We start from the raw sequence: 25,519 nt of genomic DNA on the forward strand, positions 1-25,519 counted from the left end.
GACAACGCCCGGACAAGGAGTGCGGGCTGTGAGGGGGAGGTCAGGAAGCGGTACGGCCCCGGCGGGCGAGGAGGCGTACGGCCAGGTCTCCGATGAGCTGGATGATCGTGACGATGACGATCAGCAGCACCACGGTGATGAGCATGAAGCCGGTCTCGAACCGCTGGTAGCCGTAGGTGATGACCTTGGAGCCGAGTCCTTCGCCGCCGACCGCGCCGGCCAGCGCCGAGTAGCTGATCAGGGTGATCACGGTGGTCGTGAGCGCGGAGATCAGCGAGGGCAGGGCCTGCGGGAGCAGTACCTTCCCCACGATCGTCGGGATTCCGCCACCCATGGACTGGACGGCCTCGACCAGTCCGTGGTCGACCTCGCGGATCGCCGTCTCGACGAGGCGCGCGAAGAAGGGGATGGCTCCGATGGACAGGGGCACGATCATCGCGGTGGGGCCGATGAAGGTGCCGACCACGAGCGTGGTGACGGGGATCAGGGCCACCAGCAGAATGATGAACGGCAGCGAGCGGCCGATGTTCACGATCACCCCGATGACCTTGTTCACCGGCCGGTTCTGGAGCAGGCCACCCTTGTCGGTCAGGACGAGGAGGACACCCAGCGGCAGCCCGCCGATGACGGTGACGACGGTCGACCACAGCACCATGTAGAGCGTGTCGACGGTGCCCTGCTCCAGCAGGGGCCGCATCTCTTCCCAGGTCACTTCGCGATCTCCTTGGCCGGGCCCTGCGCGGGCACGCGCGGTTCCTCGCGGATGACCTCCACCTGGAGGCCCTGTTCGCGCAGGAAGCCGACGGGGACGACGTTCTCCTCGTAACGGCCGGGCAGTTCGATGCGCATACGGCCGATCTGCCTTCCGCCGACGGTGTCCATGGCGGCGCCCAGGATCGAGATGTCGATGTTGTACGTACGGGAGAGCTGGGAGATCACCGGCCGGGTGGCGGCCTCGCCGTGGAACGTCACGTCGATAACCGTGCGGTCGGCGCCGGAGGCCTCGCCGGTCACCGGGAACAGCTCGTGGGCGAGCTCGGAGCCGGGGGTGGCGAGCAGCTCGGCGACGGTGCCGGACTCGACGACGCGGCCCTTCTTCATCAGGGCGGCGGAGTCGCAGATCTGCTTGACGACGTCCATCTCGTGCGTGATGAGCAGGACGGTCAGGCCGAGCTGCCGGTTGAGGTCGCGCAGCAGCTGGAGGATCGAGCGGGTGGTCTCGGGGTCCAGGGCGCTGGTGGCCTCGTCGGAGAGGAGCACCTTCGGGTTGCCGGCCAGCGCCCGGGCGATGCCCACGCGCTGCTTCTGGCCGCCGGAGAGCTGGCCGGGGTACGCCTTGGCCTTGTCGGAGAGGCCGACGAGGTCGAGGAGTTCGAGGGCGCGGCGGGAGCGTTCGGCGCCGGTGACGCCGAGGATCTCCAGCGGCAGTTCGATGTTGTCCTTCACGGTGCGTGAGGACAGCAGGTTGAAGTGCTGGAAGACCATGCCGATGCGGCTGCGGGCCCGGCGCAGGTCCTTGCCCGCGCGGCGGCCGCCGCCGGCGAGCGCGGTGAGGTCGGTGCCGTCGACCGTCACGGTGCCGGAGGTGGGGCGCTCCAGGAGGTTGACGCAGCGGATGAGCGAGGACTTGCCGGCGCCGCTCTGTCCGATGACGCCGAAGACCTCGCCTTCGCGGACATGCAGGTCGACGCCGTCCAGAGCGGTGACCTGGCGGCCTCGCGACTCGTAGACCTTGGTCAGGCCCGTAGTGGTGATCACAGGGGTTTCCGTCACTGTCGAGTGCACGGCGCGGTGTCCGCCGGGCACGGGGCATTCGTCGTTCCGACGCGCGGCACGGCTGGTTCCGGCCGGTGGGCCGGGGGACGGCGCGTGCGCGGGGCAGGCGTGTTCCGTTCGATCGCGTACGGAACACGGCGTGGCTGTCGGGTCTCGCTTCGGGGCGCGAGGCTCAGGCAGGGGCCCTCAGAAGGCGCACATTCGACACATACAACGAGCACCGGGCGTCGTCATCGCCTCGGTCGCAAAGGTGCGGCTGCTCGTCGTGGTCATGCGGGTCAGTAAACCAGACGCTCTGCCGGGACCCGGATGAGTGTCCGTATAGCGGACTGTCTTCCTGCGGTATGCGGACACGCGTTGCCGTCAGGGCGTCGCTCCGATCTCCACTCCGTCCGCCGTGACCTGGGCGGACACCTGGGAGAGGTCGGTGACCACGAGGTCGGCCACCAGGTCGCGGCGGTCGTGCGTTGTGGCCAAGGCCACGGTCCGCATACCGGCGGCGCGGCCGGACGCCAGCCCGGCGGGGGCGTCCTCGAAGACCACGCAGCGGTCCGGGGCGACGCCGAGCCTCGCGGCGGCGAGCAGGTAGGGCTCGGGGTCGGGCTTGCCGCGTGTGACGTCGTCGGCGGAGATCACGACCGGGGCGTCGATGCCGGCCTCGCGCAGCCGGGCCTCGGCAAGCGGGCGGGTCGCGGAGGTGACGACGGCCCATCGGCCCGCCGGCAGGGAGGCGAGCAGTTCCTTCGTACCGGGCAGCAGCTCCACGCCGCCGGGTACGTCCTCGACCTCCAGCCGCTCGATACGGGCCAGGGCGCCGGGTATCCGGTCGGCGGGCAGCAGCTCGGCGATGATGTCGACGGCGGGGCGGCCGTGCAGCTCCACCCGGGCGAAGTCCTCCGCCGCGATGCCGTACTCCTCGGCCCACCGGGTCCAGCACCGGTGGACGGACTCCAGGGAGGAGACGAGGGTTCCGTCGTTGTCGAACAGCAGGGCTTCGGCGTGGATCCTCATGGTCATGGAGCCTACGTTTCCGCTACCGGGGGCGGTCGCACCGGGTCTTTTGGCCCGTAATAGTCTCGGGCGCATGCTTGACGCCCTGACGGTCGCGGTCTCCGTGGCCGCGCTCGCCCTCGCCGCCTGGTGCGGCTTCGCCGCGTACCGCGACCAGCCGACGAAGGACTGGCACTTCATCGGCATGGCGGTGGTGTCGGTGCTGGCCCTGGCGCAGCTGGTGATCGGCGTCGTCCGGCTGGCGGGGGGCGACACGGCCGACGAGGGCACGGCGATCTTCCTGGCGTACCTGATCGGCGCGGTGTGCGCGGTGCCGGCGGCGGGCTTCCTGTCGCTGGCGGAGCGCACCCGCTGGGGTTCGGCGACCGTCGCGGCCGGCGCGGTGGTGCTGGCGGTGCTGGAAGTGCGCCTCTACGACATCTGGACGGCCTGAGGTGGCGGGGCGCGGTCTGGCGAAGGGCCCCGGGCTGCTGCTGGTGTGGCTGTACGGGGTGATGTCGGTGGGCGCGGTGTCGCGGTCGGTGCTGCAGATCGCGACCGAGTTCGGCCGGGCACCGCTGGCGTACACGCTCTCGGCCCTGGCGGCCGTCGTGTACGTGTTCATCACCTACACGCTGGTGCGGGGCGGGGAGACGGCCCGCAGGGCGGCGCTGGTGTGCTGCGCCGCCGAGCTGGTGGGCGTGCTGACCGTGGGTACCTGGACGCTGGCCGATCCCGGCGCCTTCCCGGACGCCACGGTCTGGTCCGACTACGGGTACGGGTACGTCTTCATCCCGGTGCTGCTGCCGGTGACCGGGATCCTGTGGCTGCGGAAGGCTAGGCGGCCTTCTCCAGTGTGAGGAGCGTCAGGCGCGGGTCCACTTCGCGGGTGGCCACGGTCGCGTACCCCTTCCTGCGGTAGAGGCGCAGGTTGCCCTCGCTGCGGTGGCCGGTGAACAGCTGGAAGCGCTTGGCGGCGGGTGATCCGCCGGCGGCGAAGTGCTCCTCGATGGCGTCGAGGAGGCGGCTGCCGAGGCCGTGGCGGCGGAGCCGGGGGTGGACGATGAGCTTGCCGATGGTGGCGGTTCCGGTGTCGTCGAGTTCGCCGCGTACGGAGGCGATGACCTCGTCGCCGAGCCGGGCGACGAGGGCGTGTCCCCGGTCGAGTTCGGCCTTCAGGTCGTCGAGCGACTGGGTGAGCGGTTCGATGCCGTAGTCGCCGTACAGCTCGGCCTCGCTCTGGTAGCACAGGTACTGCAGCTTGAGGATCTGTTCGGCGTCCTGCGCGCTCGCCGCTGAGATGGTCACGCTCATGCCCATGTATGCATGCCTCCGGCTCACCTGGTCCACCCTGTGGGTCTACCGCTCCTTTCCCCGATGTTCAGGAACGGCAACCTCTGCCGCGAGCATTCTGCGCAGGCATCCCAGGCAACGGGAACGCATTGGCCCCAAACTGCCTTGTGAGATACCCAACTCTCCTGCGATTTCTCGGTAGGTGGGGTCGCTGGGCGACAGCATCGCGGTGAGCAGGCGCCGGCAGTGGACGGGCGTGCGCGCGATGGCGGTACGCAGGGCCCGGCGCCGTTCGGCGACGAGCGCGGCGCGCTCGGGCTCGGCGTCCGACACGGGGTCGTGGGCGTAGGGCAGTTCCCGCACGACGGCCCGCCGGGCGCGGCGGGCCTCGGCGCGGACGGCACGGCGGAGCCAGTCGGCGGGCCGGCTGGGCACGCCGGGGCCGCCGTCGAGGCGCTCCAGGAGCCTGAGCCACACGGCTTGTTCGAGGTCGCCGGGCTCGACGCCGGCGGCCGCGGCTTCCGCCGCCGACTCGGCGGCGAGCAGCGCGGTGAGGGCGCCGACCAGCTCGGCGAGGGTGCCGGGTTCCGGGCTGCGGGGGTGGTCGTGTTCGGGGGGTGTCATACCGCCCACGACACCGCGGCGCGGCACGGTGGTTGCCGCTCGGGCGCGAAACCGCCCGTACGAGCGGCAACCGCGCCGGAGCGCTGACGCGCCCGCTCGGAGCGGGCCCTGCCCTCCCCCCTTCCCGCACCCGGCGTCCGGGCCGGGCTGGAGCCGTGCGGGTCTTCCCCGCAGAAGTCGGCGGCGCTGTGACGGCTCCTTGTGAGGGCCGAGGCCGCCGGCCCCGGGGAGACGAGCCCGGAGGGGCCCCACCCCGCCCACCCATCAGCAGGCCCCCGCCGGATGGGGCACGGCGCAGCGGGACGCCGGGGCGGTCCCCTTGTGCCCACCCGGGCCACCCCAGCGGGACGACTGCCCACAACGGTGGGGCACCGTGCCGCTGGGCGGGGCACCGCGCGGGGCGGGCGGTCAGTGGGGGGCGGCGCGGAAGTCCGCCGCGGCCAGCAGGCCCGTGTCCGGCTGGTCGGTGAAGATGCCGTCGATGCCGGTGGCGAAGTACGCCTCGTACGCGCCGAAGACGTCCCCGTACGCCGCCGGGTCCGACCCGCGGCGGAACTCGGCCGGCAGGAAGCTGTTCTCGTTGCGCAGCGTGTAGGGGTGCAGCAGCAGCCCCTCGGCGTGCGCGTCGCGCACCAGGGTCGTGGGCTCGCCCAGCGTGCCGTCGGGGCGCCGGGGGATGACGAGGTCCAGCGTCGGGCCGATCCCCTGGGCGTAGGACGCGATCCACTTCAGGACCTCGGGCGTGATGAGGTCCGCGACCGTACGCGGGTCGCCCGACTCGGTGAAGTCCCAGGGGCGGGTCCCGGCGCCCGACAGCAGGACGACGCGCGGTGCCGAGACGAGCCCGGCCATCCGCCGCATGCTGCTCGGCTCGAAGGACTGGAGGAACGTCGGCGAGCCGGCGCCGTGGCGCCCGTACCGGCGCAGCAGCTTCGCGAGCGGTTCCTCGAGGGGGAGGCCGATCCCGCGGAAGTAGGTGGGGTGCTTGGTCTCGACGTGCAGCCACACCTGGCGGCCGCGGCGACGGCCCTCCTTCTCGGCCCAGCGCAGCACCTCCTCGAACGCCGGTACGGGCCAGCGCCCGTCGTAGGCGGTGTTCTCCTGGCGGACGCCGGGGATGCGCTCCTTCGCGCGCAGGGTCTTCAGCTCCGCGAGGGTGAAGTCCTCGGTGAACCATCCGGTCTGCGCGGTGCCGTCGATCGTCTTGGTGGTCCTGCGGGAGGCGAATTCCGGGTGGTCGGCGACGTCCGTCGTCCCGGTGATGTCGTTCTCGTGGCGGCAGACGAGGTGGCCGTCCTTGGTGGGGACGAGGTCCTGCTCGATGACGTCCGCGCCCATGTCGAGGGCGAGCTGGTAGGACCCGAGGGTGTGCTCGGGGCGGTAGCCGCTGGCACCGCGGTGCGCGACGACCGTTGGAACGGGCAGGCGCGGGTGCCTGCCCGGGGGCCGCCCGTGCGCCTGCGCGGCGGTTCCGGCCGCGCCCGCGGTGAGGGCGGCCGTGCCGAGGACCGCCGCTCCCAGTACGGTCCTTCGGCCGGGACTCGTGTGCGCACCCTGTGTCATGAAGGCTCCTTCGTGGTGTTCTTCGGCCGGTCGAGCGACGGCCGAGCGGTCGTCGAGCGAGGGCCCGATCGTAGGCAGCGGGGTCTTACACAGGGGAGACCCCGGACGAACGCCGGGAAAACGCGCGTCAACACGGCGTATCGACCCGGTGAACCCGGTGTGCGCGCGGGTGGAACCCGCGAGTATCGTCCTCACCTGCACATACTGGTCACGTACGTGGTCGGCTACTTCGACGGAGGACTCGTTGTCCCGCTTCGCGCTCATCAAGGCAGTGCTCGGTCCGGTCATGCGCCTGATGTTCCGCCCACAGGTGGAGGGCGCCGAGAACATTCCCGGTGACGGGCCGGTCATCCTGGCGGGCAATCACCTGACGTTCATCGACTCGATCGTCCTGCCCATCGTGTGCGACCGGCAGGTCTGCTTCATCGGCAAGGACGAGTACGTCACGGGCAAGGGGTTCAAGGGCCGGCTCATGGCCTGGTTCTTCACCGGGGTCGGGATGATCCCGGTGGACCGGGACGGCGCCAACGGTGGCGTGGCCGCGCTGATGACGGGTCGCCGGGTGCTGGAGGAGGGCAACGTCTTCGGCATCTACCCGGAGGGCACCCGCTCCCCCGACGGACGCCTGTACCGGGGCCGCACCGGGATCGCCCGCCTCACGCTGATGACCGGCGCGCCGGTGGTGCCGTTCGCGATGATCGGCACCGACAAGCTCCAGCCCGGCGGCGCCGGCCTGCCCCGGCCGGGCCGGGTGACGGTCCGCTTCGGTGAGCCGATGGAGTTCTCGCGCTACGAGGGCATGGACCGTGACCGGTATGTGCTGCGGGCGGTGACGGACTCGGTGATGACCGAGGTGATGCGGCTGTCCGGCCAGGAGTACGTGGACATGTACGCCACCAAGGCGAAGGCGGCGTAACGGCACGAGGGGGGGTCGCCCCCGTACGGCTGAGGGCCGCACCCGTTCGGGTGCGGCCCTCAGCCGTGGCGCGGGGATCCCTCTCGACGCGGCGCATGCCGGTGTGACGGGGCGTCGGTGCCTACGGGTGCTCGACGCCCTCTTCGAGCTTCTGGCCCCGGAGCAGGAACCAGGCCGCGACCGCCGTCGCCAGCAGGACGGCCGTGCCGACACCCGCCGCGATGCGCAGGCCCTCGACGAAGGCGTGCTGCGCGGCGGTGACCAGCGCCCCCGCCGTCGCGTCCGGCAGGCCGGCGGACGCCTCCACCGCGCCGCCCAGCGATTCGTGCGCCGCCGCCGAGGTGGCCGCGGGGACGCCGCGCGGGCTGACGAAGTCGCTGTACACGCCGGTCACGATGGAGCCGAGGACCGCGATGCCGAGCGCCGCGCCGAGTTCGTACGCCGTCTCGGACACCGCCGACGCGGCGCCCGCCTGTTCGCGCGGCACGCTCGACAGGATCACGTCGGCGGTCACCGTGAACGCGAAACCCGCGCCGACGCCGACGACCAGCAGGGACGCGCCGAGCATCGGGTAGCCGGTGGAGCGGTCGAGCATGGTCAGCGCGGCGAGCGCGAGGCCCACCGCGGCGAGGCCGCCCGACACCACGGCCCGCACCGAGAAGCGCCGGGCGACGGTGCCCGCGATCAGACCGGCCGTCACCGCTCCGACGGCGGCGGGCAGTTCGGCCAGGCCCGCCTCCAGAGGGGAACGTCCCTGGACCAGCTGGAGGAACTGGGAGAGGAAGAACACGAGCCCGGACAGGCCGAGGATGGTCAGCAGGTCTGCCAGCACCGCCCCGGAGAAACCCCGGTGGTGGAACAGCCGCATGTCGAGCAGCGGTGCGTCCAGTCGGAGCTGGCGCCGTACGAACCAGGCCAGCGCGCCGGCGCCGATGACGGCGGCGACGGCCATGTCGGTGCGCAGCCCGTGCGCGGCGGCCTCCTTGACCGCGTACACCACGCCGATCATGCCGATCAGCGACAGGGCGACGCTGGGCAGGTCCCAGGGGCCGGGTGCGGGGTTCTTCGACTCGGGGATGTACTTCACGCCGACGAGGACGAGGACCACCATCACCGGCAGGTTGATCAGGAAGACCGAGCCCCACCAGAAGTGCTCCAGCAGGAACCCGCCGACGACCGGTCCCACGGCCGCGCCCGCGGACGCCATGGCGCCCCAGATGCCGATGGCGAGGCTCCGCTCGCGCGGGTCGTGGAAGAGGTTGCGGATGAGCGCCAGGGTGGAGGGCATGAGGGTCGCGCCGGCGACGCCGAGCAGGGCGCGGGCGGCGATCATCAGCTCGGGGCTGGTGGCGTACGCGTTGAGCACGGAGACCGCGCCGAAGGCGGTGGCACCGGTCAGCAGCAGCTTCTTGCGCCCGACGCGGTCGCCGAGGCTGCCCATGGAGACGAGCAGGCCGGCGATGACGAAGGAGTAGACGTCGCCGATCCACAGCAGCTGGGTGCCGGTCGGCTTGAGGTCCTCACTGAGGAACGGGGTCGCCAGGCCGAGTACGGTGGCGTCGACCGCCACCAGCAGCACGGCCAGCACCAGTACGGCCAGTGCCAGCCACCGGCCGGGGCGGCGCGAGACCTCCGCTTCCTTCGCGAGCCGGTCGGTACGGGTCATCTCTCCACGCTCCTGCGTGCTCCACCGAGCAGCAACTCGGTGATCATGTACTGGAAGTCCTTGCCGGCGACCCGCCCGTCCTGCACGGCCCAGGCACAGGTGCCGATGAGGCCGTAGAGCGCCTCGGTCAGCCATGCGGGCGTGAGGTCGATCCGGAACTCGCCCTGCTCCTGGCCACGCCGGAAGAGCGCGGCGACGCGGGCGTCGAGGCGGGCCCAGCCCTCGTTCACCCGGTCGCCCTCGAAGAGCTGGTTCTCGGTGACGAGGAAGGCGAGCAGTCCGGCGACCGGCTCCAGCCCGGCGATGAGTCGCCGCAGGGCCTCCTCGGCGGTGCCGTCGTCGAGCCGGGCGGTGTCGATGGCCGCCTCGAACTTCTGGATCCCGAGCGCCTCCAGCGCCCTGACCAGCGCGTCCCGTCCGGCGAAGTGCCGGTGCAGGGTGGCGCGGCCGATGCCTGCGGCGCGGGCGACCTCGTCCATGGTGGCGGTCGCCTTGCGGGAGAGGAGGGCGGCGGCGGTGCGCAGCACCTGCTCACGGTCGACTGTCATGAGACGACCCTAAGCCATATGAGACATCGACGTCTCATACAGGAAGCGAATGACTTCCGGTAGGAGAACGGAAGGCTGAGCCGCCGCCGTACGTCGACTGGCCCCGGATGCACCAGAAGGCCCCGGCGGGGCCTTCTGGAAGACGCGGCACCTCCTCCGGCACGCGGCCGGGAGGCCCTCGCCCGGCTCGACGACGACATCACGCCGTACGTCCGCGAGGAGGGGGCGCGCGAACACCTCGCCGCCGCCCTGCTGGTGCGCGTCCATCCGCGTGTCGGCCCGCTCCGGCCGGACTTCGACGCGCTCGCACACCGGGCGGCGGCGCTGTGACGTGAGGAGTTACCGCTTGGCGGCGGCCCAGGCGTGCTGGATGACCAGGTCGGCCTTCACCTCGGCGAGCTGGGTCGCGACGGCGGAGGGGGCCGTGCCGCCCCGGCCGTCGCGGGAGGCGAGGGCGCCGGGGACGTTCAGCACCGTGCGGACCTCGGGGGTGAGGTGTTCGGAGATCTTCGCGAACTGCTCGTCGGTCAGCTCGTCCAGCTCGATGCCGAGAGCCTCGCACTCCTTGACGCACTCGCCCGCGACCTCGTGCGCCACCCGGAACGGCACACCCTGCTTGACCAGCCACTCCGCGATGTCGGTGGCGAGCGAGAAGCCGGCCGGGGCGAGCTCCTCCATCCGCTCGCGGTTGACGGTGAGCGTGGCCATCATGCCGGTGAAGGCCGGCAGCAATACCTCCAGCTGGTCGCAGGAGTCGAAGACCGGCTCCTTGTCCTCCTGGAGGTCGCGGTTGTACGCGAGCGGGAGGGCCTTGAGGGTCGCCATGAGCCCGGTCAGGTTGCCGATCAGACGCCCCGACTTGCCGCGCGCCAGCTCGGCGATGTCCGGGTTCTTCTTCTGCGGCATGATCGACGAGCCGGTGGAGAAGGCGTCGTGCAGGGTGACGAAGGAGAACTCCTTCGTGTTCCAGATGATGACCTCCTCGGCGATCCGCGAGAGGTTCACGCCGATCATGGCGGTGATGAACGCGAACTCGGCGACGAAGTCGCGCGACGCCGTGCCGTCGATCGAGTTGCCCGCGCTGCCGTTCTCGAAGCCGAGGTCCTTGGCGACCGCCTCCGGGTCGAGCCCGAGCGACGAGCCCGCGAGGGCGCCCGAACCGTACGGGGAGACCGCCGTCCGCTTGTCCCACTGCCGCAGCCGCTCCGCGTCCCGGGACAGCGACTGCACATGGGCGAGCACATGGTGCGCGAAGAGCACCGGCTGGGCGTGCTGGAGGTGCGTACGCCCCGGCATGGCGACGTCCGGGTGCGCCTCCGCCAGCCCCACGAGGGCGTCCTGGAGCTCGGCGAGGAGGCCGCCGATGATCCGGGCGTGGTCGCGCAGGTACATCCGGAACAGTGTGGCGACCTGGTCGTTGCGGGACCGGCCCGCGCGCAGCTTGCCGCCGAGGTCGGGCCCGAGCCGCTCCAGCAGGCCGCGCTCCAGCGCGGTGTGGACGTCCTCGTCGGCGATGGTGCCGGTGAAGGAGCCGTCGGCGACGTCCGCCTCCAGCCGGTCGAGACCCTCCAGCATGCGCGTCAGCTCGTCGGCGGTGAGCAGCCCGGCCTTGTGCAGCACGCGCGCGTGTGCGCGGGAGCCGGCGATGTCGTACGGCGCCAGGCGCCAGTCGAAGTGCACGGACGCCGACAGCTTGGCCAGCGCATCGGCGGGACCGTCGGCGAACCGTCCGCCCCAGAGCCGGACGTCACCGTTGTTGCTGCTCACTGCTTCAAGCTCCTCAAGGCTGTGGGAAGGACGCCGCCTCCCCGCCCACGGGGAACGGGGAGGCGGCTGTCGAACGAGTCCGTGTCAGATCAGGTCACGCTTCGCGGCGATCTTCGACGACAGGGCGAAGATGTCGATGAAGCCCTGCGCCTTGGACTGGTCGAAGGTGTCGCCCGAGTCGTACGTCGCCAGGTTGAAGTCGTAGAGCGACTCGTCGGACTTCCGGCCGGTGACGACGGGGCGTCCGCCGTGCAGGGTCATCCGGATGTCGCCGGAGACGTGCTGGTTGGCCTCGTTGATGAAGCCGTCCAGGGCCCGCTTGAGCGGCGAGAACCACAGGCCGTCGTAGACCAGCTCGCCCCAGCGCTGCTCGACCTGCCGCTTGTAGCGGGCCAGCTCGCGCTCGACGGTGACGTTCTCCAGCTCCTGGTGGGCGGTGATCAGGGCGATGGCGCCGGGGGCCTCGTAGACCTCGCGGGACTTGATGCCGACCAGCCGGTCCTCGACCATGTCGATCCGGCCGACGCCCTGGGCGCCGGCCCGCTCGTTGAGCTGCTGGATGGCCTGGAGGACGGTGACGGGCTTGCCGTCGATGGCGACCGGCACGCCCTCCTTGAAGGTGATGACGACCTCGTCGGCCTCGCGGGGGGTGGCCGGATTCGAGGTGTACTCGTAGATGTCCTCGATCGGCGCGTTCCAGATGTCCTCGAGGAAACCGGTCTCCACGGCACGCCCGAAGACGTTCTGGTCGATGGAGTACGGGGACTTCTTGGTGGTCGCGATCGGCAGTTCGGCCTTCTCCGCGAAGGCGATGGCCTTGTCGCGGGTCATGGCGTAGTCCCGGACCGGGGCGATGCACTTCAGGTCGGGGCCGAGGGCCTGGATGCCGGCCTCGAAGCGGACCTGGTCGTTGCCCTTGCCGGTGCAGCCGTGGGCGACGATCGAGGCGTCGTGCTTCCGGGCGGCGGCGACCAGGTGCTTGACGATCGCGGGCCGGGAGAGCGCCGAGACCAGCGGGTAGCGGTCCATGTACAGCGCGTTGGCCTTGATGGCCGGGAGGCAGTACTCGTCGGCGAATTCGTCCTTGGCGTCCGCGACCTCGGCCTCGACCGCACCGCAGGCGAGCGCGCGCTTGCGGATGACGTCCAGGTCCTCGCCGCCCTGGCCGACGTCCACGGCGACGGCGATGACCTCGGCACCCGTCTCCTCGGCGATCCAGCCGATGGCGACGGAGGTGTCCAGTCCGCCCGAGTAGGCGAGTACGACGCGCTCGGTCACGGGTTTCTCCTTACGGTGCATTCACTGACAGGTATAACTATGCAGACCGCCGTATGTTTTGTCAACGCGCTCCCCGGGAGCCCCCGGGCGTCCGGAGCGGGGCGGCGCCCGGCGCGGCGGACGGGCGGCGCCCGCGTCCGGCCGGGGTCCCAACGGCCTTGCGAACGCCTCCCGTTGGGCCGCTCGCCGATAATGCGCCCATGGGAAAGAGATACGCACGCATCGACGGCCGGATACGCGACTTCATCGAGGAACAGCCGGTCTTCTTCACCGCCTCCGCCCCGCTCACGGGTGACGGGCACGTCAACCTCTCGCCGAAGGGGCGCAAGGGCACGCTGGTCGTCGTCGACGAGCTGACGCTCGCCTACCTGGACTTCGGCGGCAGCACCGCCGAGACCGTGGCCCATCTCCGCGAGGAGGGCAACGGCCGGATCACGCTGATGTGGTGCGCCTTCAGCGGCCCGCCCAAGGTGCTGCGCGTGCACGGGAAGGGCGAGGCGATCTTCCGGGACGACCCGCGCTGGGCGGAGTACCTCCGGTACTTCAAGGACGCCGACGGCCCGGCGGCACGCGCCGTCGTGGTCGTCCGCGCCCAGCGGATCAGCGACTCGTGCGGCTTCGCCGTGCCGTTCCTGGACTACCGCGAGGAGCGGACGCAGCACGCCCAGCACTTCGCCCGCAAGACGGACGAGGAGTTCGCCGCGTACTGCGAGAAGAAGGACCACGTCGGGGTGAGCCTGGACGGCCTGCCGGCCCTCCCACTGCCCCTCCCGCCGCGCCCGGACGCCCCGTAGGGGCCGCAGCGGGAACCCGCGGCCGGGCCCGACCGGGCGGGTCCAAAGACCGCGGGCGGGTCGGGGGACCGTGGGGGATTTCTTGAGACCGCGTGGGCGGGTCAGGAGACCGCGTGGGCCGATCCGCCGGAGGGGCGTTCCGGGGCGCCGCCCCCGCGGCCTCGCCGGGACCGGGGCGCCCCCGGTCGACCGGCCCCGTTCGGGTGCGCGCCGGCGGCGGGAGGCGGGGGGCGGGCGTACGGTCCGGGCATGCGCATCGGTCCCGCTCTCGTGTCCGCCCTCACGTCGGTCCTCGCCTCCGTGTTCGTGGCCCCGCCGTCCGCCGCCGCGCCCGGGGACCCCCGGCCGCTGCCGGCGCGGATGGCCGACACCGGCGGCGGCACCCAGCTGATCACGGCCGAGGCGCCCGGCACCCGGTCCACCACCGGGACGGTGACCTGGTGGGACCGGCGCGGCGAGCGCTGGGTACGGAGGGGTTCGGCGGCGGCGCGGTTCGGCGCGAACGGCCTGGTGGAGGGCGCGCGGCGGCGCCAGGGCACGTCGACCACCCCGGCGGGCCTGTTCCCGCTGCCGTACGCCTTCGGCATCGACGCCGCGCCGCCGGGCACCGGCGTCCCGTACCGCCGCGTGACGCGCGACTCCTGGTGGTGCCAGGACAACCGGTCCCGCGCGTACAACCGCTGGGTTGAGGGCCTGCCCCCCGACTGCCGGGCGGCGGAGGCCGAGCACCTGGTCGACTACGGACCGCGGTACGCGCACGCCCTGGTGATCGGCTTCAACTACGGCCGCCCGGTACGCGGACGCGGCGCGGGCATCTTCCTGCACGTGGCGGGGCGGGGGCCGACGGCGGGGTGCGTCGCCGTCCCCGCCCGCGCGATGCGGCGGATCCTGGCATGGGCGGACCCGGCCCGGCGGCCGCACCTCGCCGTCGGTACGGCGTCGGGGCCGACCGCCCTCACCCGGTACTGAACCTGTACCGGGCGGCTTACGTCTGCGCCAGCCGCAGCAGGTGGTCCGCCAGCGCCTGGCCGCCCGCCGGGTCGCGGGAGATGAGCAGCAGGGTGTCGTCGCCCGCGATGGTGCCGAGGATGGCGTGCAGCTCGGCCTGGTCGATGGCCGACGCGAGGAACTGGGCGGCGCCCGGTGGCGTCCGGAGGACCACCAGGTTGGCGGAGGCCTCGGCGGAGATCAACAACTCGCCCGAGAGGCGCCGCATCCGCTCCTCCTTGGCCGACTCGCCGAGCGGGGCCTGCGGGGTGCGGAAGCCGCCCTCACTGGGCACCGCGTAGATCAGTTCGCCGCCGGTGTTGCGGATCTTCACCGCGCCCAGTTCGTCGAGGTCGCGGGAGAGCGTCGCCTGGGTGACGCTCAGCCCGTCGTCGGCGAGCAGCTTCGCCAGCTGGCTCTGGGAGCGCACCGGCTGCCGGTTGAGGATGTCCACGATCCGGCGGTGGCGTGCGGTGCGGGTCTGCGGAACGGACGGCCCCCCGTGTTCGAGGTCCTGCGCGTCGGTCATCGTCGTCTCATTCTCCGGCTCGTCCTTCCCCGTTCACGCTGCTGAGGACGCCGGGCAGGGCCCGGAGGAAGGCGTCCACCTCGTCGTCACCGATGACGAGCGGCGGCATCAGCCGTACGACATCGGGAGCGGGCGCGTTCACCAGGAGGCCGGCGTCCTGAGCCGCCTGCTGCACCTGAGGCGCGAGGGGCTCGGTGAGCACGATACCCAGCAGCAGGCCCGCACCACGGACGTGGGAGACCAGCGAGTGGTCCAGCGCCTCGATTCCGTCGCGCAGCTTCTCGCCGAGGCGCTTGACATCGTCGAGGGCGGAATCGGCCGCGAGGGTGTCGAGTACGGCGAGTCCGGCGGCGCACGCGACGGGGTTGCCGCCGAACGTCGTGCCGTGGTGGCCGGGCTTCAGCAGGTCGGCCGCCGGGCCGAACGCGACGGTCGCGCCGATCGGCAGGCCACCGCCCAGGCCCTTGGCGAGGGTGACGACGTCCGGCTCGACGCCGTGCGCCTGGTGCTCGAACCAGTGGCCACACCGCCCGATGCCGGTCTGCACCTCGTCGAGGACGAGCAGCGTGCCGGTCGCGCGGGTGATCTCCCGGGCGGCCTTCAGATAGCCGGGCGGCGGGACGACGACGCCGTTCTCGCCCTGGACGGGCTCGATGATGACGAACGCGGTCCGGTCGGTGACGGCCGCACGGAGCGCGTCCGCGTCCCCGTACGGGACGTGGGTGACGTCCCCGGGCAGCGGCACGAACGGCTCCTGCTTGCCGGGCTGGCCGGTGAGGGCGAGGGAGCCCATCGTCCGGCCGTGGAAGCCGCCGGTGGTGGCGACCATGTGGGTCCGGCCGGTCAGCCGCCCGATCTTGAAGGCGGCCTCGTTGGCCTCGGCGCCCGAGTTGCAGAAGAAGACCCGCCCGGGGCGGCCCAGGAGCTGCAGCAGCCGCTCGGCCAGGGCGACCGGCGGCTCGGCGACGAAGAGGTTGGAGACGTGGCCGAGGGTGCCGATCTGCCGCGACACCGCCTCGACGACGGCGGGGTGCCCGTGGCCGAGGGCGTTGACGGCGATGCCGCCGACGAAGTCGAGGTACTCGGTGCCGTCGGCGTCCCAGACCCTGGCGCCCTCACCGCGTACCAGCGGCAGCCGGGGCGTGCCGTAGTTGTCCATCAGCGCGCCCTGCCAGCGCCCGGTCAGGTGCTCGTTGCCGGTCATGACTCCCCCTGTGCGTCCGGCACGACCATCGTGCCGATGCCCTCGTCGGTGAAGATCTCCAGCAGGATCGAGTGCTGCACGCGCCCGTCGATGACGCGCGCGGTGGTGACGCCGTTGCGCACCGCGTGCAGGCAGCCCTCCATCTTGGGGACCATGCCGCTGGAGAGCTCGGGCAGCAGCTTCTCCAGCTCGCCGGCGGTGAGCCGGCTGATGACCTCGTCACTGTGGGGCCAGTCCTCGTAGAGGCCCTCGACATCGGTGAGGACCATCAGGGTCTCGGCACCCAGCGCCGCAGCGAGTGCCGCAGCCGCCGTATCAGCATTGACGTTGTAGACATGTCCGTCGTCCTCGGAACGGGCGATCGAGGACACGACCGGGATGCGGCCGTTGTCCAGCAGTGCCTCGATGGCACCGGTGTCGATCCGGGTGATCTCCCCCACGCGGCCGATGTCGACGAGTTCGCCCTCGATCCGCGGCCGGTGCTGGGTGGCGGTGATGGTGTGGGCGTCCTCGCCGGTCATACCGACGGCGAACGGGCCGTGCTGGTTGAGCAGTCCCACGAGCTCACGCTGGACCTGTCCGGCGAGCACCATCCGGACGACGTCCATCGCCTCGGGCGTGGTGACGCGCAGCCCCGCCTTGAACTCGCTGACCAGGCCGTGTCTGTCGAGCTGGGCACTGATCTGCGGGCCGCCGCCGTGGACGACGACGGGCCGGAGACCGGCGTGGCGAAGGAAGACGACGTCCTGGGCGAAGGCCGCCTTCAGCTCCTCGTCGATCATGGCGTTGCCACCGAACTTGATGACGACGGTCTTGCCGTGGTGGCGGGTGAGCCAGGGCAGGGCCTCGATGAGGATCTGCGCCTTGGGCAGGGCGGTGTGCTTGCGTGTCGTGCTCATGAGCTGTACGCGCTGTTCTCGTGGACGTAGTCGGCGGTGAGGTCGTTGGTCCAGATGACCGCGGACTCGGAGCCGGCCGCGAGGTCGGCGGTGATCTTCACTTCGCGGTACCGCATGTCGACGAGGTCGCGGTCCTCGCCGACCGAGCCGTTCTTGCACACCCAGACGCCGTTGATGGCGACGTTCAGCCGGTCGGGCTCGAAGGCGGCCCGCGTGGTGCCGATGGCGGACAGGACACGGCCCCAGTTGGGGTCCTCGCCGTGGATGGCGCACTTGAGGAGGTTGTTGCGGGCGATGGAGCGGCCCACCTCGACGGCGTCGTCCTCGCTCGCCGCGTTGATCACCTCGACGCGGATGTCCTTGGACGCGCCCTCGGCGTCGCCGATGAGCTGACGGCCGAGGTCGCCGCAGACCTGGGTGACGGCATCGGCGAAGTCCGCGTAGGCGGGGGTGGTGCCGGACGCGCCGGAGGCCAGCAGCAGGACGGTGTCGTTGGTCGACATGCAGCCGTCGGAGTCGACCCGGTCGAAGGTGACGCGGGTGGCGTCACGCAGCGCCTTGTCGAGCGTCGCGGCGTCGACGTCGGCGTCGGTGGTGAGGACGACGAGCATGGTGGCGAGGCCCGGGGCGAGCATGCCCGCGCCCTTGGCCATACCGCCCACGGTCCAGCCGTCCTTCGACACCACGGAGGTCTTGTGAACGGTGTCGGTGGTCTTGATGGCGATGGCGGCCTTCTCGCCGCCGTGCTCGGAGAGCTCCTTGGCGGCCTTCTCGACGCCCGGCAGGAGCTTGTCCATGGGCAGAAGTACGCCGATGAGGCCGGTGGACGCGACGGCGACCTCGCCCGCGCCGATCTCCAGGACCTCTGCCACCTTCTCGGCGGTGGCGTGGGTGTCCTGGAAGCCCTGGGAGCCGGTGCAGGCGTTGGCGCCGCCGGAGTTGAGGACGACGGCCGTCAGCTCGCCGGCCTTCAGGACCTGCTCCGACCACAGGACGGGCGCGGCCTTGACGCGGTTCGAAGTGAAGACGCCCGCGGCGGCACGGCGGGGCCCGGTATTGACCACGAGGGCCAGATCCGGGTTGCCGTTCGCCTTGATCCCGGCCGCGATGCCCGCCGCCGTGAATCCCTTCGCTGCCGTGACGCTCACTGTGCTTCTCCGTTCGCTTCTCCGCCCACGCGGCGCAGCAGCGCGGGCATCATCGTCGTCTGCGGACCGGCGGCCGCGCGTGCGTCGCTCACCGCGTTTCCCCGTTCGCTTCTCCGCCCACGCGGCGCAGCAGCGCGGGCATCATCGTCGTCTGCGGACCGGCGGCCGCGCGTGCGTCGCTCACGGTGCGACTCCGATCGTGGAAAGACCCGTGTCCTCGGGAAGCCCGAGGGCGATGTTCATGCTCTGCACCGCGCCGCCGGCGGTGCCCTTGGTGAGGTTGTCGATGGCGCTGATCGCGATGACACGGCCCGCCGTCGCGTCGTACGCGACCTGGACCTGTACGGCGTTGGAGCCGTAGACGGAGGCCGTCGCCGGCCACCGGCCCTCGGGGAGGAGGTGGACGAACGGCTCGTCGGCGTACGCCTTGGCGTAGGCGGCCCGGACGTCCTCGGCCGTGGTGCCCGGCTTCGCCTTGGCGCTGCACGTGGCGAGGATGCCGCGCGCCATGGGGGCCAGGGTCGGGGTGAAGGAGACGGTGACCGGCTCGCCGGCGACCGCGCCGAGGTTCTGCATCATCTCGGGCGTGTGGCGGTGGCCGCCGCCGACGCCGTACGGGCTCATGGAGCCCATGACCTCGGAGCCCAGCAGGTGCGGCTTGAGCGCCTTGCCCGCGCCGGAGGTGCCGGTGGCGGCGACGACCACCGCTTCGGGCTCGGCGAGGCCGCCGGCGTACGCGGGGAAGAGCGCGAGCGACACGGCGGTCGGGTAGCAGCCGGGCACCGCGATGCGCTTGGACCCCTCCAGCGCGGCGCGGGCTCCCGGCAGCTCCGGGAGGCCGTAGGGCCAGGTGCCGGCGTGCGGGGAGCCGTAGAAGCGCTCCCAGTCGGCGGCGTCCACGAGCCGGAAGTCGGCGCCCATGTCGACGACCAGGACGTCGTCGCCGAGCTGCTCGGCGACGGCGGCGGACTGCCCGTGCGGCAGGGCGAGGAACACGACGTCGTGACCGGCGAGGGCCTCGGCGGTGGTCGGTCCGAGGACCCGGTCGGCGAGCGGCACCAGGTGCGGCTGCAGCGCGCCGAGCGTCAGGCCGGCGTTGGAATGGCCGGTCAGCGCGCCGATCTCGACCTCGGGGTGGCCGAGGAGCAGACGGAGCACCTCTCCGCCCGCGTATCCGCTCGCGCCCGCCACCGCTGCTCGTACTGCCATCGAACCCTCCTCATCGATGGCATGACTATACGCAGTGCCGCAGTTTTATGCAAAGCCCTTTCGTCGGTCCCCTTCCGGTGGGGTGCGGCCGGGGGCGAGTGGTGGACGGCTCCTCACGGCCGGCCGGCCGCCGGCCCCCTCGTCCGGGGCGGCGGTCGGCCGGGCGGCGGTGTGGGGTCAGGCGCCGACGTAGGCGGCGAGGTGTTCGCCGGTGAGGGTGGAGCGGTCGGCGACGAGGCCGGCGGGGGTGCCCTCGAAGACGATCCGGCCACCGTCGTGGCCCGCCCCGGGACCCAGGTCGATGATCCAGTCGGCGTGCGCCATGACCGCCTGGTGGTGCTCGATGACGATGACCGTCTTGCCGGAGTCGACCAGCCGGTCCAGCAGCCCGAGGAGCTGTTCGACGTCGGCCAGGTGGAGGCCGGTGGTCGGCTCGTCGAGGACGTAGACGCCGCCCTTGTCGCCCATGTGGGTCGCCAGCTTGAGACGCTGCCGTTCGCCGCCGGACAGGGTGGTCAGAGGCTGCCCGAGGGTGAGGTAGCCGAGGCCCACGTCGGCGAGCCTGCCGAGGATCCGGTGGGCGGCCGAGGTGCGCGCCTCGCCGTCGGCGAAGAACTCCTGGGCCTCGGTGACCGGCATCGCCAGCACCTCACTGATGTCACGGCCGCCGAGGCGGTACTCCAGGACGGACGCCTGGAACCGCTTGCCCTCGCACTCCTCGCAGGTGGTGGCGACACCGGCCATCATCGCCAGGTCGGTGTAGATGACGCCGGCGCCGTTGCAGGTCGGGCAGGCGCCCTCGGAGTTGGCGCTGAACAGCGCCGGCTTCACGCCGTTGGCCTTGGCGAACGCCTTGCGGATCGGGTCGAGCAGGCCCGTGTACGTCGCCGGGTTGCTGCGCCGCGACCCCCTGATCGGCGTCTGGTCCACCGACACGACGCCCTCGGCCGCCGGGATCGATCCATGGACGAGCGAGCTCTTGCCGGAACCCGCGACACCGGTGACGACGGTGAGCACCCCGAGCGGGATGTCGACGTCGACGTCGCGCAGGTTGTTGGCCGTCGCGCCGCGGATGGCCAGCGTGCCGGTGGGCTCGCGGACCGTCTTCTTGAGGGCGGCCCGGTCGTCGAGGTGGCGGCCGGTGATGGTGCCGGCGGCCCGCAGCCCCTCGACGGTGCCCTCGAAGCAGACGGTGCCCCCCTCCACGCCGGCACCGGGGCCGAGGTCCACCACGTGGTCGGCGATCGCGATCGCTTCCGGCTTGTGCTCCACGACGAGCACCGTGTTGCCCTTGTCGCGCAGCCGCAGCAGCAGGTTGTTCATCCGCTGGATGTCGTGCGGGTGCAGGCCGATGGTGGGCTCGTCGAAGACGTACGTGACGTCGGTGAGCGACGAGCCGAGGTGGCGGATCATCTTCACGCGCTGCGCCTCGCCACCCGACAGCGAGCCGGACGTCCGGTCGAGGCTGAGGTAGCCCAGCCCGATCTCCACGAACGAGTCGAGCGTCCGCCGCAGCGCGGTCAGCAGCGGGGCCACCATGGGATACCCCCCGCGCGAGGAGGTGTCCTCCAGGCCGCGGACCCACTCGGCCAGGTCCCTGATCTCCATCGCGCACGCGTCGGCGATGCTGATGCCGTCGATCTTCGACGACCGGGCCGCCTCGGTGAGGCGGGTGCCGTCGCACTCGGGGCAGGTGGTGAAGGTGACGGCCCGCTCGACGAAAGCCCGGATGTGCGGCTGCATCGCCTCCTTGTCCTTGGACAGGAAGGACTTCTGGATCTTGGGGATCAGCCCCTCGTAGGTGAGGTTGACGCCGTTGACCTTCACCTTGGTGGGCTCACGGTAGAGGAAGTCCTGCATCTCCCTCTTGGTGAACCGGCGGATCGGCTTGTCGGGGTCCAGGAAGCCCGACTGGGCGTAGACGCCCACCGTCCACACGTTGTCCGACTTCCAGCCGGGGATGGTGAACGCGCCCTCGGCGATCGACTTGGAGTCGTCGTAGAGCTGGGTGAGGTCGATGTCGGAGACCGCGCCCCGGCCCTCGCAGCGCGTGCACATGCCGCCGGTGCGGCTGAAGGTCACCTTCTCGGTCCTGGTCCTGTCCGCCCCGCGATCGACCCGGAACCCGCCGCTCGCCTGCACCGAGGCGACATTGAACGAGTACGCGCCGGGCGGGCCGATGTGCGGCTCGCCGAGCCGGCTGAAGAGGATGCGCAGCATCGCGTTGGCGTCGGTGGCCGTGCCGACCGTGGAGCGCGGGTCGGCGCCCATCCGCTGCTGGTCGACGGTGATCACCGTCGTCAGCCCGTCGAGGACGTCGACCTCGGGCCGCGCCGGCGTGGGCATGAAGCCCTGCACGAAGGCGCTGTACGTCTCGTTGATCAGCCGCTGCGACTCGGCGGCGATCGTGTCGAACACCAGGGAGCTCTTGCCCGAACCGGAGACACCCGTGAACACCGTCAACCGGCGCTTCGGGATCTCGATGCTGACGTCCTTGAGGTTGTTCTCCCGCGCGCCGTGGACGCGGATCAGATCATGGCTGTCGGCTATGTGCGGCACAGCGGTCCGCACGTCGTTCGGGGTGGCCCTCTTGGCCGTGCTCATCCGGTCTCCATCCATGGGGCGGGCCGCCTGTGCGGTCCTCCTCGGCCTCACGTGGCTCGATTATCCGACCGGCGCCGCACGTGCGCCCGGAATTCTCGGCGCGGTCGTCCAGGGGACGCATGCCGGGGCGGGCGCGGGGCCGGGGGTCGGGCCGGTGTCACCGTGTGCGGGGCTGGTTGAAGCGGAGCATGTTGCCGGCCGGGTCGCGGAAGGCGCAGTCACGGACGCCGTACGGCTGGTCCATCGGTTCCTGGAGCACCTCGCCGCCCGCCGCCAGGATGCGTTCGAAGGTGCCGTCGACATCGTCGGTCGTGAAGATCACACCGCGCAGCATGCCCTTGGCCAGCAGTTCCGCCATCGCCTGCCGGTCGGCCGGTGAGGCGTTGGGGTCGGCCAGCGGCGGTTCGAGGACGATCTCCACGTCCGGCTGTGCCGGCGACCCGACGGTCACCCAGCGCATCCCCTCGAACCCGACGTCGTTGCGCACCTCCAGGCCGAGAACGTCGCGGTAGAAGGCGAGCGCCTTGTCGTGGTCGTCGACTGCGATGAAGCACTGCGAGAGCTTGAGGTCCATGGCCACGACGCTACGAGGCGGCGGAGGATCCCGCTTCTCCGATCCTGACCGGTCGGGTGTAGATCTTGGCCACGCACGCCGGGATCGCGGCGCCGGCCTCGTGGCGGCGGGCCCGGTAGGCGCTGGGGCTCTCGCCGACCAGCTGCGAGAAGCGCGAGCTGAACGACCCGAGCGAGGTGCACCCGACCGCGAAGCAGACCTCGGTCACGCTCATGTCGCCCCGCCGCAGCAGCGCCTTGGCCCGCTCGACACGGCGGGTCATCAGGTAGCTGTAGGGCGTCTCCCCGAAGGCGGCGCGGAAGCTGCGGGAGAAGTGCCCCGGCGACATGAGGGCGACCTTCGCCAGCGCGGGCACGTCCAGCGGCAGCGCGTAGTCGCGGTCCATCACGTCCCGGGCGCGGCGCAGCCGTACCAGGTCCTCCACGGTCATGCCCCCAGCATCGCACGGGGGCGCGGGCCGCGGCGGCGGACTCGTCCGGGTCGCGGGGGGGGCGGCGCCTCGCGGGAGTTCACCTCTGAGGGGGTCCGGGCAACCGGTAATATCCGCTGCTTCAACCACTTGGCGCGACTCAGGAGGAAAGGGTGGCAGCGAACCCGTTGGCCGCAGTGCTCGCCCGTGTGCCGGACGTGACGCGGGGGGTGCCCGCCGACCGGACCGGTGCGCTGTGGCGGCTCGCGGAGGACGGCCGCCAGCTGGACGCCAATGTGGTGCGCCTGGCCGCCGGCAGCCGGGTCGCCGGCCACGTCGAGCCCGACCTGGACGTCGTGCTGTACGTCGTGGACGGCGACGGACGGCTGGACACCGCGGAGGGTGAACAGCCCGTAGGGACGGGGTGCCTGGTGTGGCTGCCGCGCGGCGCCCGGCGCGGTATGGCGGCCGGTCCGGAGGGGCTGGCGTACCTCACGGTGCACCGCCGCCGGCCGGGGCTGTCCATCGGTGCCGCGTCCGCCCGTACCACCGCCGCGGACCTTGTGGTGGAGGAGCGGGAGGGCGGCGAGGCCGCCTGCCTGCTCGACCGGGTGTGCCCCGAGTGCGGCCGGCTCGCGCCCGCCGAGTCCGGGGTCCGCTTCTGCGGGCGGTGCGGGTCCCGGTTCCCGGCCGGCTGAACCGGGGCGGTGCCCGCCTACTTCTTCACGGCCCGCAGGACGACGAACTTCCGGTCGCTCGCGACGACTTCCGAGTTGCCGAAGATGCGGCGCAGGGTCACGTGGTAGCCGAGGTGCCGGTTGCCGACGACCCACAGTTCGCCGCCGCTCCGCAGCGCCCGGCGCGCTCCGGAGAACATCCGGCGGGCCGTCAGGTCGGTCGTCGCCTGGTGGCTGTGGAAGGGCGGGTTGTTCAGGACCAGGTCCACGGACTCGGCGGGAACGCCGGTGAGTCCGTCCCCCACGAGGAACTCCGCCTCGGCGCCCGGTCCCGCACCGGCCCGGAAGGTCTCCTCGGCCGACGCCACGGCCTGGTACGACTCGTCGGTGAACAGGAGCCGGGCGTCGGGCTCGGCCAGTGCCACCGCGAGGCCCACCACACCGTTTCCGCAGCCCAGGTCGACGACCCGGGAGTGGCCCAGGCCGCGCGGCAGGTGCCCCAGGAGGAACCGGGTGCCGATGTCGAGCCGGTCCGCGCAGAAGATGCCCGCGTGGTTGACGACGGTGCGGCCGGCGACCGCGCCGGGGGCGTCGGCGGGCAGCGTGTAGCGGTGCGGCCAGGGGCTGGCCGAGCGGGGCAGGTCCGGGTCCGGCGTGCAGAAGATCAGCCGGGCCTTCTTCACGGCCAGGGACGTGCGGGTCGGGCCGAGGATCCGCTCGAAGAGGGCGAGCGTGGAGGTGTGGATCTCCTTGACCATGCCGGTGCCGACGACGACGGTCCCGGGGTGCACGGCCGGGGCGAGGCGGTGCAGCTGGTCCTCCAGGAGCGCGAGACTCTTGGGGACGCGGACCAGGAGGACGTCGGCGCGCTGCGGCGGGGTGTCCCGGGTGGTCAGCAGGTGGACGGCGCCGGGGTCGATCCCGTTGCGGGCGAGGTTGGCGCGGGTGGCCTCGCGGGCCAGGTACGAGTCGGTGATCTGGACGACCTGCGCGGGGTACCGCTCGGCGAGCGAGGTGACCAGGGCGCCCCACCGGTCGCCGGCCGCGACCACGGTGCCGGAGGTGGGGAGCGGGGAGTCGGCCAGGTGGTTCAGCAGGTACTCGTCGGCGGCGTCCCAGGCGCGCAGCCGGTCGCGCGGGTCCTCGGGGAAGCGGGCGAGCTCGTACGCGCCCCATGGCGTGGTCAGACGGTTCATTGTCCGCCCAGGCTAGCCGGTGGGCCGGGGGCTAACGGAACCGGAGCGCCATCCAGTGCTCCGGCGCGTCCAGCGGCTCGAAGCCGGCCTTCTCGTACACGCCGTGCGCGTCGTGCGTGGCGAGCACGACGCGCTTGACGCCGAAGGGGGCGAGGTGGTCGCGGACCGCTTCGACCAGCGCGGTGCCCAGGCCCTTGCCGCGGGCGGGCCGGTCGACGTAGACGTCGCAGAGCCAGGCGAACGTGGCGTGGTCGGTGACGACGCGGGCGTAGGCGACGAGTTCGCCCGAGGCGGCCTCGTAGGCGCCGAAGTTGAGCGATCCGTCGATGGCCCGGTCCTGCTTGTCACGGCTGCGGCCGAGGGCCCAGTACGCGTCGGTCGAGAGCCAGTGGTGCACGCGGGCCCGGTCCAGCCGGGCGGCGTCGGTGGAGATCTCGTACGCGTCCAGGGCTGCCGTCGTGTCGTCCATGATCGGACTCTGCCAGGGCGGGGCCCGGTTGTCTGTGGTCCCGGCCACGGTGGTTGCGTCCTCAATCGACCGGGTACCACGAGCGGCTTCCTCCGGGTGACGCCGAGCACACCGGCGGACGTAGACTCCCCTACGGAACGACAAAAAGGTCAAATCGGTGCGAGGAGGACTCTCGATGCGCGCGACCGTGGGCGACACATTGCTGGTGCACGGCAGGATCGTCGGCCAGCACGACAAGACCGCCGAGGTCATCGAGGTACTCGGGCCGGACGGGACACCTCCGTACCGCGTCCGCTTCGACGACGGTCACGAAACCGTGATGTCCCCGGGCCCCGACAGCGTCGTACGCCACAAGGAACCCGGCTAGGGGGTGTCTTGTCCACCATGCCGGGCGTCGTG

At 71.9% G+C, this 25,519-nt stretch carries 27 protein-coding genes; 7 read left to right on the forward strand and 20 right to left on the reverse strand.

Translation table 11 applies throughout. From position 1 onward, the window contains the following. Positions 1–40: 40 nt before the first annotated feature. The 3 genes from AC07DW_RS14070 to AC07DW_RS14080 all read right to left on the reverse strand — a co-directional run bounded on the left by AC07DW_RS14070 (position 41) and on the right by AC07DW_RS14080 (position 2,787). Positions 41–712 carry a methionine ABC transporter permease gene (locus tag AC07DW_RS14070; RefSeq protein WP_478857899.1) on the reverse strand — a complete coding sequence of 224 codons (672 nt, stop codon included), beginning with the start codon at positions 710–712 and terminating at the stop codon, positions 41–43. Further along, a complete protein-coding gene (locus AC07DW_RS14075) occupies positions 709–1,806 on the reverse strand; it encodes a methionine ABC transporter ATP-binding protein (protein WP_478857900.1) in 1,098 nt (365 codons plus the stop codon). Before AC07DW_RS14075 ends, AC07DW_RS14070 begins: the two co-directional genes overlap by 4 nt. Positions 1,807–2,139: 333 nt before the next feature. Then, entirely contained in the window at positions 2,140–2,787 is a 648-nt protein-coding gene (locus tag AC07DW_RS14080; RefSeq protein ID WP_478858054.1) for an HAD family hydrolase, read from the reverse strand. Between the two features lie 73 nt (positions 2,788–2,860). Here AC07DW_RS14080 and AC07DW_RS14085 point away from each other — a divergent pair, with 73 nt between their 5' ends. Next, positions 2,861–3,220, forward strand: a complete 360-nt coding sequence (locus tag AC07DW_RS14085; RefSeq protein ID WP_478857901.1) for a hypothetical protein — start codon at positions 2,861–2,863, stop codon at positions 3,218–3,220. A 61-nt stretch (positions 3,221–3,281) separates the two neighbouring features. Beyond that, positions 3,282–3,626: a hypothetical protein gene (locus AC07DW_RS14090; protein WP_478858055.1), complete on the forward strand. Its 345-nt coding sequence runs from the start codon at positions 3,282–3,284 to the stop codon at positions 3,624–3,626. Here AC07DW_RS14090 and AC07DW_RS14095 read toward each other — a convergent pair. The 3 genes from AC07DW_RS14095 to AC07DW_RS14105 form a co-directional block, all read right to left on the reverse strand. Beyond that, positions 3,604–4,086: a GNAT family N-acetyltransferase gene (locus AC07DW_RS14095; RefSeq protein ID WP_478857902.1), complete on the reverse strand. Its 483-nt coding sequence runs from the start codon at positions 4,084–4,086 to the stop codon at positions 3,604–3,606. The genes AC07DW_RS14090 and AC07DW_RS14095 overlap by 23 nt on opposite strands. 39 nt (positions 4,087–4,125) lie before the next feature. After that, complete coding sequence (locus AC07DW_RS14100) at positions 4,126–4,683, reverse strand: sigma-70 family RNA polymerase sigma factor (RefSeq protein WP_478857903.1); 558 nt, start codon at positions 4,681–4,683, stop codon at positions 4,126–4,128. A 408-nt stretch (positions 4,684–5,091) separates the two neighbouring features. After that, entirely contained in the window at positions 5,092–6,246 is a 1,155-nt protein-coding gene (locus AC07DW_RS14105; protein WP_478857904.1) for a glycerophosphodiester phosphodiesterase, read from the reverse strand. A gap of 286 nt (positions 6,247–6,532) precedes the next feature. On the opposite strand from AC07DW_RS14105, the gene AC07DW_RS14110 reads away from it, so the two are divergent. Continuing rightward, positions 6,533–7,162 (forward strand): lysophospholipid acyltransferase family protein, encoded by a 630-nt coding sequence (locus tag AC07DW_RS14110; RefSeq protein ID WP_478858056.1) that lies wholly within the window; start codon positions 6,533–6,535, stop codon positions 7,160–7,162. 121 nt (positions 7,163–7,283) lie between these two features. On the opposite strand, the gene AC07DW_RS14115 is transcribed toward AC07DW_RS14110, so the two are convergent. From AC07DW_RS14115 to AC07DW_RS14130, 4 genes are all read right to left on the reverse strand, one after another. Next, a complete protein-coding gene (locus AC07DW_RS14115; RefSeq protein ID WP_478857905.1) occupies positions 7,284–8,828 on the reverse strand; it encodes an MFS transporter in 1,545 nt (514 codons plus the stop codon). Further along, positions 8,825–9,376 carry a TetR/AcrR family transcriptional regulator gene (locus AC07DW_RS14120; RefSeq protein WP_478857906.1) on the reverse strand — a complete coding sequence of 184 codons (552 nt, stop codon included), beginning with the start codon at positions 9,374–9,376 and terminating at the stop codon, positions 8,825–8,827. The genes AC07DW_RS14115 and AC07DW_RS14120 overlap by 4 nt, the downstream gene beginning before the upstream one ends. Positions 9,377–9,715: 339 nt before the next feature. After that, the gene (gene argH, locus AC07DW_RS14125; protein ID WP_478857907.1) at positions 9,716–11,143 is read right to left on the reverse strand and encodes an argininosuccinate lyase; all 1,428 of its coding nucleotides are present in this window, start codon (positions 11,141–11,143) and stop codon (positions 9,716–9,718) included. An 84-nt stretch (positions 11,144–11,227) separates the two neighbouring features. Continuing rightward, positions 11,228–12,421: an argininosuccinate synthase gene (locus tag AC07DW_RS14130; RefSeq protein ID WP_478857908.1), complete on the reverse strand. Its 1,194-nt coding sequence runs from the start codon at positions 12,419–12,421 to the stop codon at positions 11,228–11,230. A gap of 200 nt (positions 12,422–12,621) precedes the next feature. On the opposite strand from AC07DW_RS14130, the gene AC07DW_RS14135 reads away from it, so the two are divergent. Further along, the gene (locus AC07DW_RS14135; protein WP_478857909.1) at positions 12,622–13,215 is read left to right on the forward strand and encodes a pyridoxamine 5'-phosphate oxidase family protein; all 594 of its coding nucleotides are present in this window, start codon (positions 12,622–12,624) and stop codon (positions 13,213–13,215) included. Between the two features lie 249 nt (positions 13,216–13,464). Further along, positions 13,465–14,184 carry a L,D-transpeptidase family protein gene (locus tag AC07DW_RS14140; RefSeq protein WP_478857910.1) on the forward strand — a complete coding sequence of 240 codons (720 nt, stop codon included), beginning with the start codon at positions 13,465–13,467 and terminating at the stop codon, positions 14,182–14,184. Positions 14,185–14,200: 16 nt separating this feature from the next. Here the strand turns inward: AC07DW_RS14140 and AC07DW_RS14145 are convergent, their stop codons facing one another. From AC07DW_RS14145 to AC07DW_RS14180, 8 genes are all read right to left on the reverse strand, one after another. Beyond that, positions 14,201–14,731: an arginine repressor gene (locus tag AC07DW_RS14145; RefSeq protein ID WP_189552854.1), complete on the reverse strand. Its 531-nt coding sequence runs from the start codon at positions 14,729–14,731 to the stop codon at positions 14,201–14,203. A 7-nt stretch (positions 14,732–14,738) separates the two neighbouring features. Further along, complete coding sequence (locus AC07DW_RS14150; RefSeq protein ID WP_478857911.1) at positions 14,739–15,935, reverse strand: acetylornithine transaminase; 1,197 nt, start codon at positions 15,933–15,935, stop codon at positions 14,739–14,741. Continuing rightward, positions 15,932–16,834 (reverse strand): acetylglutamate kinase, encoded by a 903-nt coding sequence (argB, locus tag AC07DW_RS14155; RefSeq protein ID WP_478857912.1) that lies wholly within the window; start codon positions 16,832–16,834, stop codon positions 15,932–15,934. The genes AC07DW_RS14150 and argB overlap by 4 nt, the downstream gene beginning before the upstream one ends. Next, a complete protein-coding gene (gene argJ, locus AC07DW_RS14160) occupies positions 16,831–17,982 on the reverse strand; it encodes a bifunctional glutamate N-acetyltransferase/amino-acid acetyltransferase ArgJ (RefSeq protein WP_478857913.1) in 1,152 nt (383 codons plus the stop codon). Before argJ ends, argB begins: the two co-directional genes overlap by 4 nt. A gap of 180 nt (positions 17,983–18,162) precedes the next feature. Beyond that, a complete protein-coding gene (argC, locus tag AC07DW_RS14165; RefSeq protein ID WP_478857914.1) occupies positions 18,163–19,191 on the reverse strand; it encodes an N-acetyl-gamma-glutamyl-phosphate reductase in 1,029 nt (342 codons plus the stop codon). A 177-nt stretch (positions 19,192–19,368) separates the two neighbouring features. Then, positions 19,369–21,795 (reverse strand): ATP-binding cassette domain-containing protein, encoded by a 2,427-nt coding sequence (locus AC07DW_RS14170; RefSeq protein ID WP_478857915.1) that lies wholly within the window; start codon positions 21,793–21,795, stop codon positions 19,369–19,371. A gap of 157 nt (positions 21,796–21,952) precedes the next feature. Beyond that, positions 21,953–22,369: a VOC family protein gene (locus AC07DW_RS14175; protein WP_478857916.1), complete on the reverse strand. Its 417-nt coding sequence runs from the start codon at positions 22,367–22,369 to the stop codon at positions 21,953–21,955. Positions 22,370–22,379: 10 nt separating this feature from the next. Next, positions 22,380–22,799, reverse strand: a complete 420-nt coding sequence (locus AC07DW_RS14180) for a helix-turn-helix domain-containing protein (RefSeq protein ID WP_478857917.1) — start codon at positions 22,797–22,799, stop codon at positions 22,380–22,382. Positions 22,800–22,951: 152 nt separating this feature from the next. Between AC07DW_RS14180 and AC07DW_RS14185 the strand changes: the two genes are divergently transcribed. Beyond that, positions 22,952–23,476 carry a cupin domain-containing protein gene (locus tag AC07DW_RS14185; protein WP_478857918.1) on the forward strand — a complete coding sequence of 175 codons (525 nt, stop codon included), beginning with the start codon at positions 22,952–22,954 and terminating at the stop codon, positions 23,474–23,476. Positions 23,477–23,493: 17 nt separating this feature from the next. Here the strand turns inward: AC07DW_RS14185 and AC07DW_RS14190 are convergent, their stop codons facing one another. Continuing rightward, a complete protein-coding gene (locus AC07DW_RS14190; RefSeq protein WP_478857919.1) occupies positions 23,494–24,651 on the reverse strand; it encodes a methyltransferase in 1,158 nt (385 codons plus the stop codon). Positions 24,652–24,682: 31 nt separating this feature from the next. Beyond that, on the reverse strand, positions 24,683–25,120 hold the full coding sequence (locus tag AC07DW_RS14195) for a GNAT family N-acetyltransferase (RefSeq protein ID WP_478857920.1): 438 nt from the start codon (positions 25,118–25,120) through the stop codon (positions 24,683–24,685). A gap of 175 nt (positions 25,121–25,295) precedes the next feature. Here AC07DW_RS14195 and AC07DW_RS14200 point away from each other — a divergent pair, with 175 nt between their 5' ends. Next, entirely contained in the window at positions 25,296–25,487 is a 192-nt protein-coding gene (locus AC07DW_RS14200) for a DUF1918 domain-containing protein (protein WP_478857921.1), read from the forward strand. Positions 25,488–25,519 lie beyond the last annotated feature (32 nt).

This window comes from Streptomyces sp. NPDC045701 (genome assembly GCF_056432045.1).

Bases quoted from the DNA above. Each gene is read 5' to 3' on its own strand.
- argC (WP_478857914.1), bottom strand. From the start codon at position 19,191: ATGGCAGTACGAGCAGCGGTGGCGGGCGCGAGCGGATACGCGGGCGGA.
- AC07DW_RS14115 (WP_478857905.1), bottom strand. From the start codon at position 8,828: ATGACCCGTACCGACCGGCTCGCGAAGGAAGCGGAGGTCTCGCGCCGC.
- AC07DW_RS14145 (WP_189552854.1), bottom strand. From the start codon at position 14,731: ATGACCGACGCGCAGGACCTCGAACACGGGGGGCCGTCCGTTCCGCAG.
- AC07DW_RS14090 (WP_478858055.1), top strand. From the start codon at position 3,282: ATGTCGGTGGGCGCGGTGTCGCGGTCGGTGCTGCAGATCGCGACCGAG.
- AC07DW_RS14170 (WP_478857915.1), bottom strand. From the start codon at position 21,795: ATGAGCACGGCCAAGAGGGCCACCCCGAACGACGTGCGGACCGCTGTG.
- AC07DW_RS14080 (WP_478858054.1), bottom strand. From the start codon at position 2,787: ATGAGGATCCACGCCGAAGCCCTGCTGTTCGACAACGACGGAACCCTC.
- AC07DW_RS14110 (WP_478858056.1), top strand. From the start codon at position 6,533: ATGCGCCTGATGTTCCGCCCACAGGTGGAGGGCGCCGAGAACATTCCC.
- AC07DW_RS14200 (WP_478857921.1), top strand. From the start codon at position 25,296: ATGCGCGCGACCGTGGGCGACACATTGCTGGTGCACGGCAGGATCGTC.
- AC07DW_RS14140 (WP_478857910.1), top strand. From the start codon at position 13,465: ATGCGCATCGGTCCCGCTCTCGTGTCCGCCCTCACGTCGGTCCTCGCC.
- AC07DW_RS14105 (WP_478857904.1), bottom strand. From the start codon at position 6,246: ATGACACAGGGTGCGCACACGAGTCCCGGCCGAAGGACCGTACTGGGA.
- AC07DW_RS14195 (WP_478857920.1), bottom strand. From the start codon at position 25,120: ATGGACGACACGACGGCAGCCCTGGACGCGTACGAGATCTCCACCGAC.
- AC07DW_RS14120 (WP_478857906.1), bottom strand. From the start codon at position 9,376: ATGACAGTCGACCGTGAGCAGGTGCTGCGCACCGCCGCCGCCCTCCTC.
- AC07DW_RS14135 (WP_478857909.1), top strand. From the start codon at position 12,622: ATGGGAAAGAGATACGCACGCATCGACGGCCGGATACGCGACTTCATC.
- AC07DW_RS14150 (WP_478857911.1), bottom strand. From the start codon at position 15,935: ATGACCGGCAACGAGCACCTGACCGGGCGCTGGCAGGGCGCGCTGATG.
- AC07DW_RS14180 (WP_478857917.1), bottom strand. From the start codon at position 22,799: ATGACCGTGGAGGACCTGGTACGGCTGCGCCGCGCCCGGGACGTGATG.
- AC07DW_RS14100 (WP_478857903.1), bottom strand. From the start codon at position 4,683: ATGACACCCCCCGAACACGACCACCCCCGCAGCCCGGAACCCGGCACC.
- AC07DW_RS14095 (WP_478857902.1), bottom strand. From the start codon at position 4,086: ATGGGCATGAGCGTGACCATCTCAGCGGCGAGCGCGCAGGACGCCGAA.
- AC07DW_RS14175 (WP_478857916.1), bottom strand. From the start codon at position 22,369: ATGGACCTCAAGCTCTCGCAGTGCTTCATCGCAGTCGACGACCACGAC.
- argB (WP_478857912.1), bottom strand. From the start codon at position 16,834: ATGAGCACGACACGCAAGCACACCGCCCTGCCCAAGGCGCAGATCCTC.
- AC07DW_RS14190 (WP_478857919.1), bottom strand. From the start codon at position 24,651: ATGAACCGTCTGACCACGCCATGGGGCGCGTACGAGCTCGCCCGCTTC.
- AC07DW_RS14085 (WP_478857901.1), top strand. From the start codon at position 2,861: ATGCTTGACGCCCTGACGGTCGCGGTCTCCGTGGCCGCGCTCGCCCTC.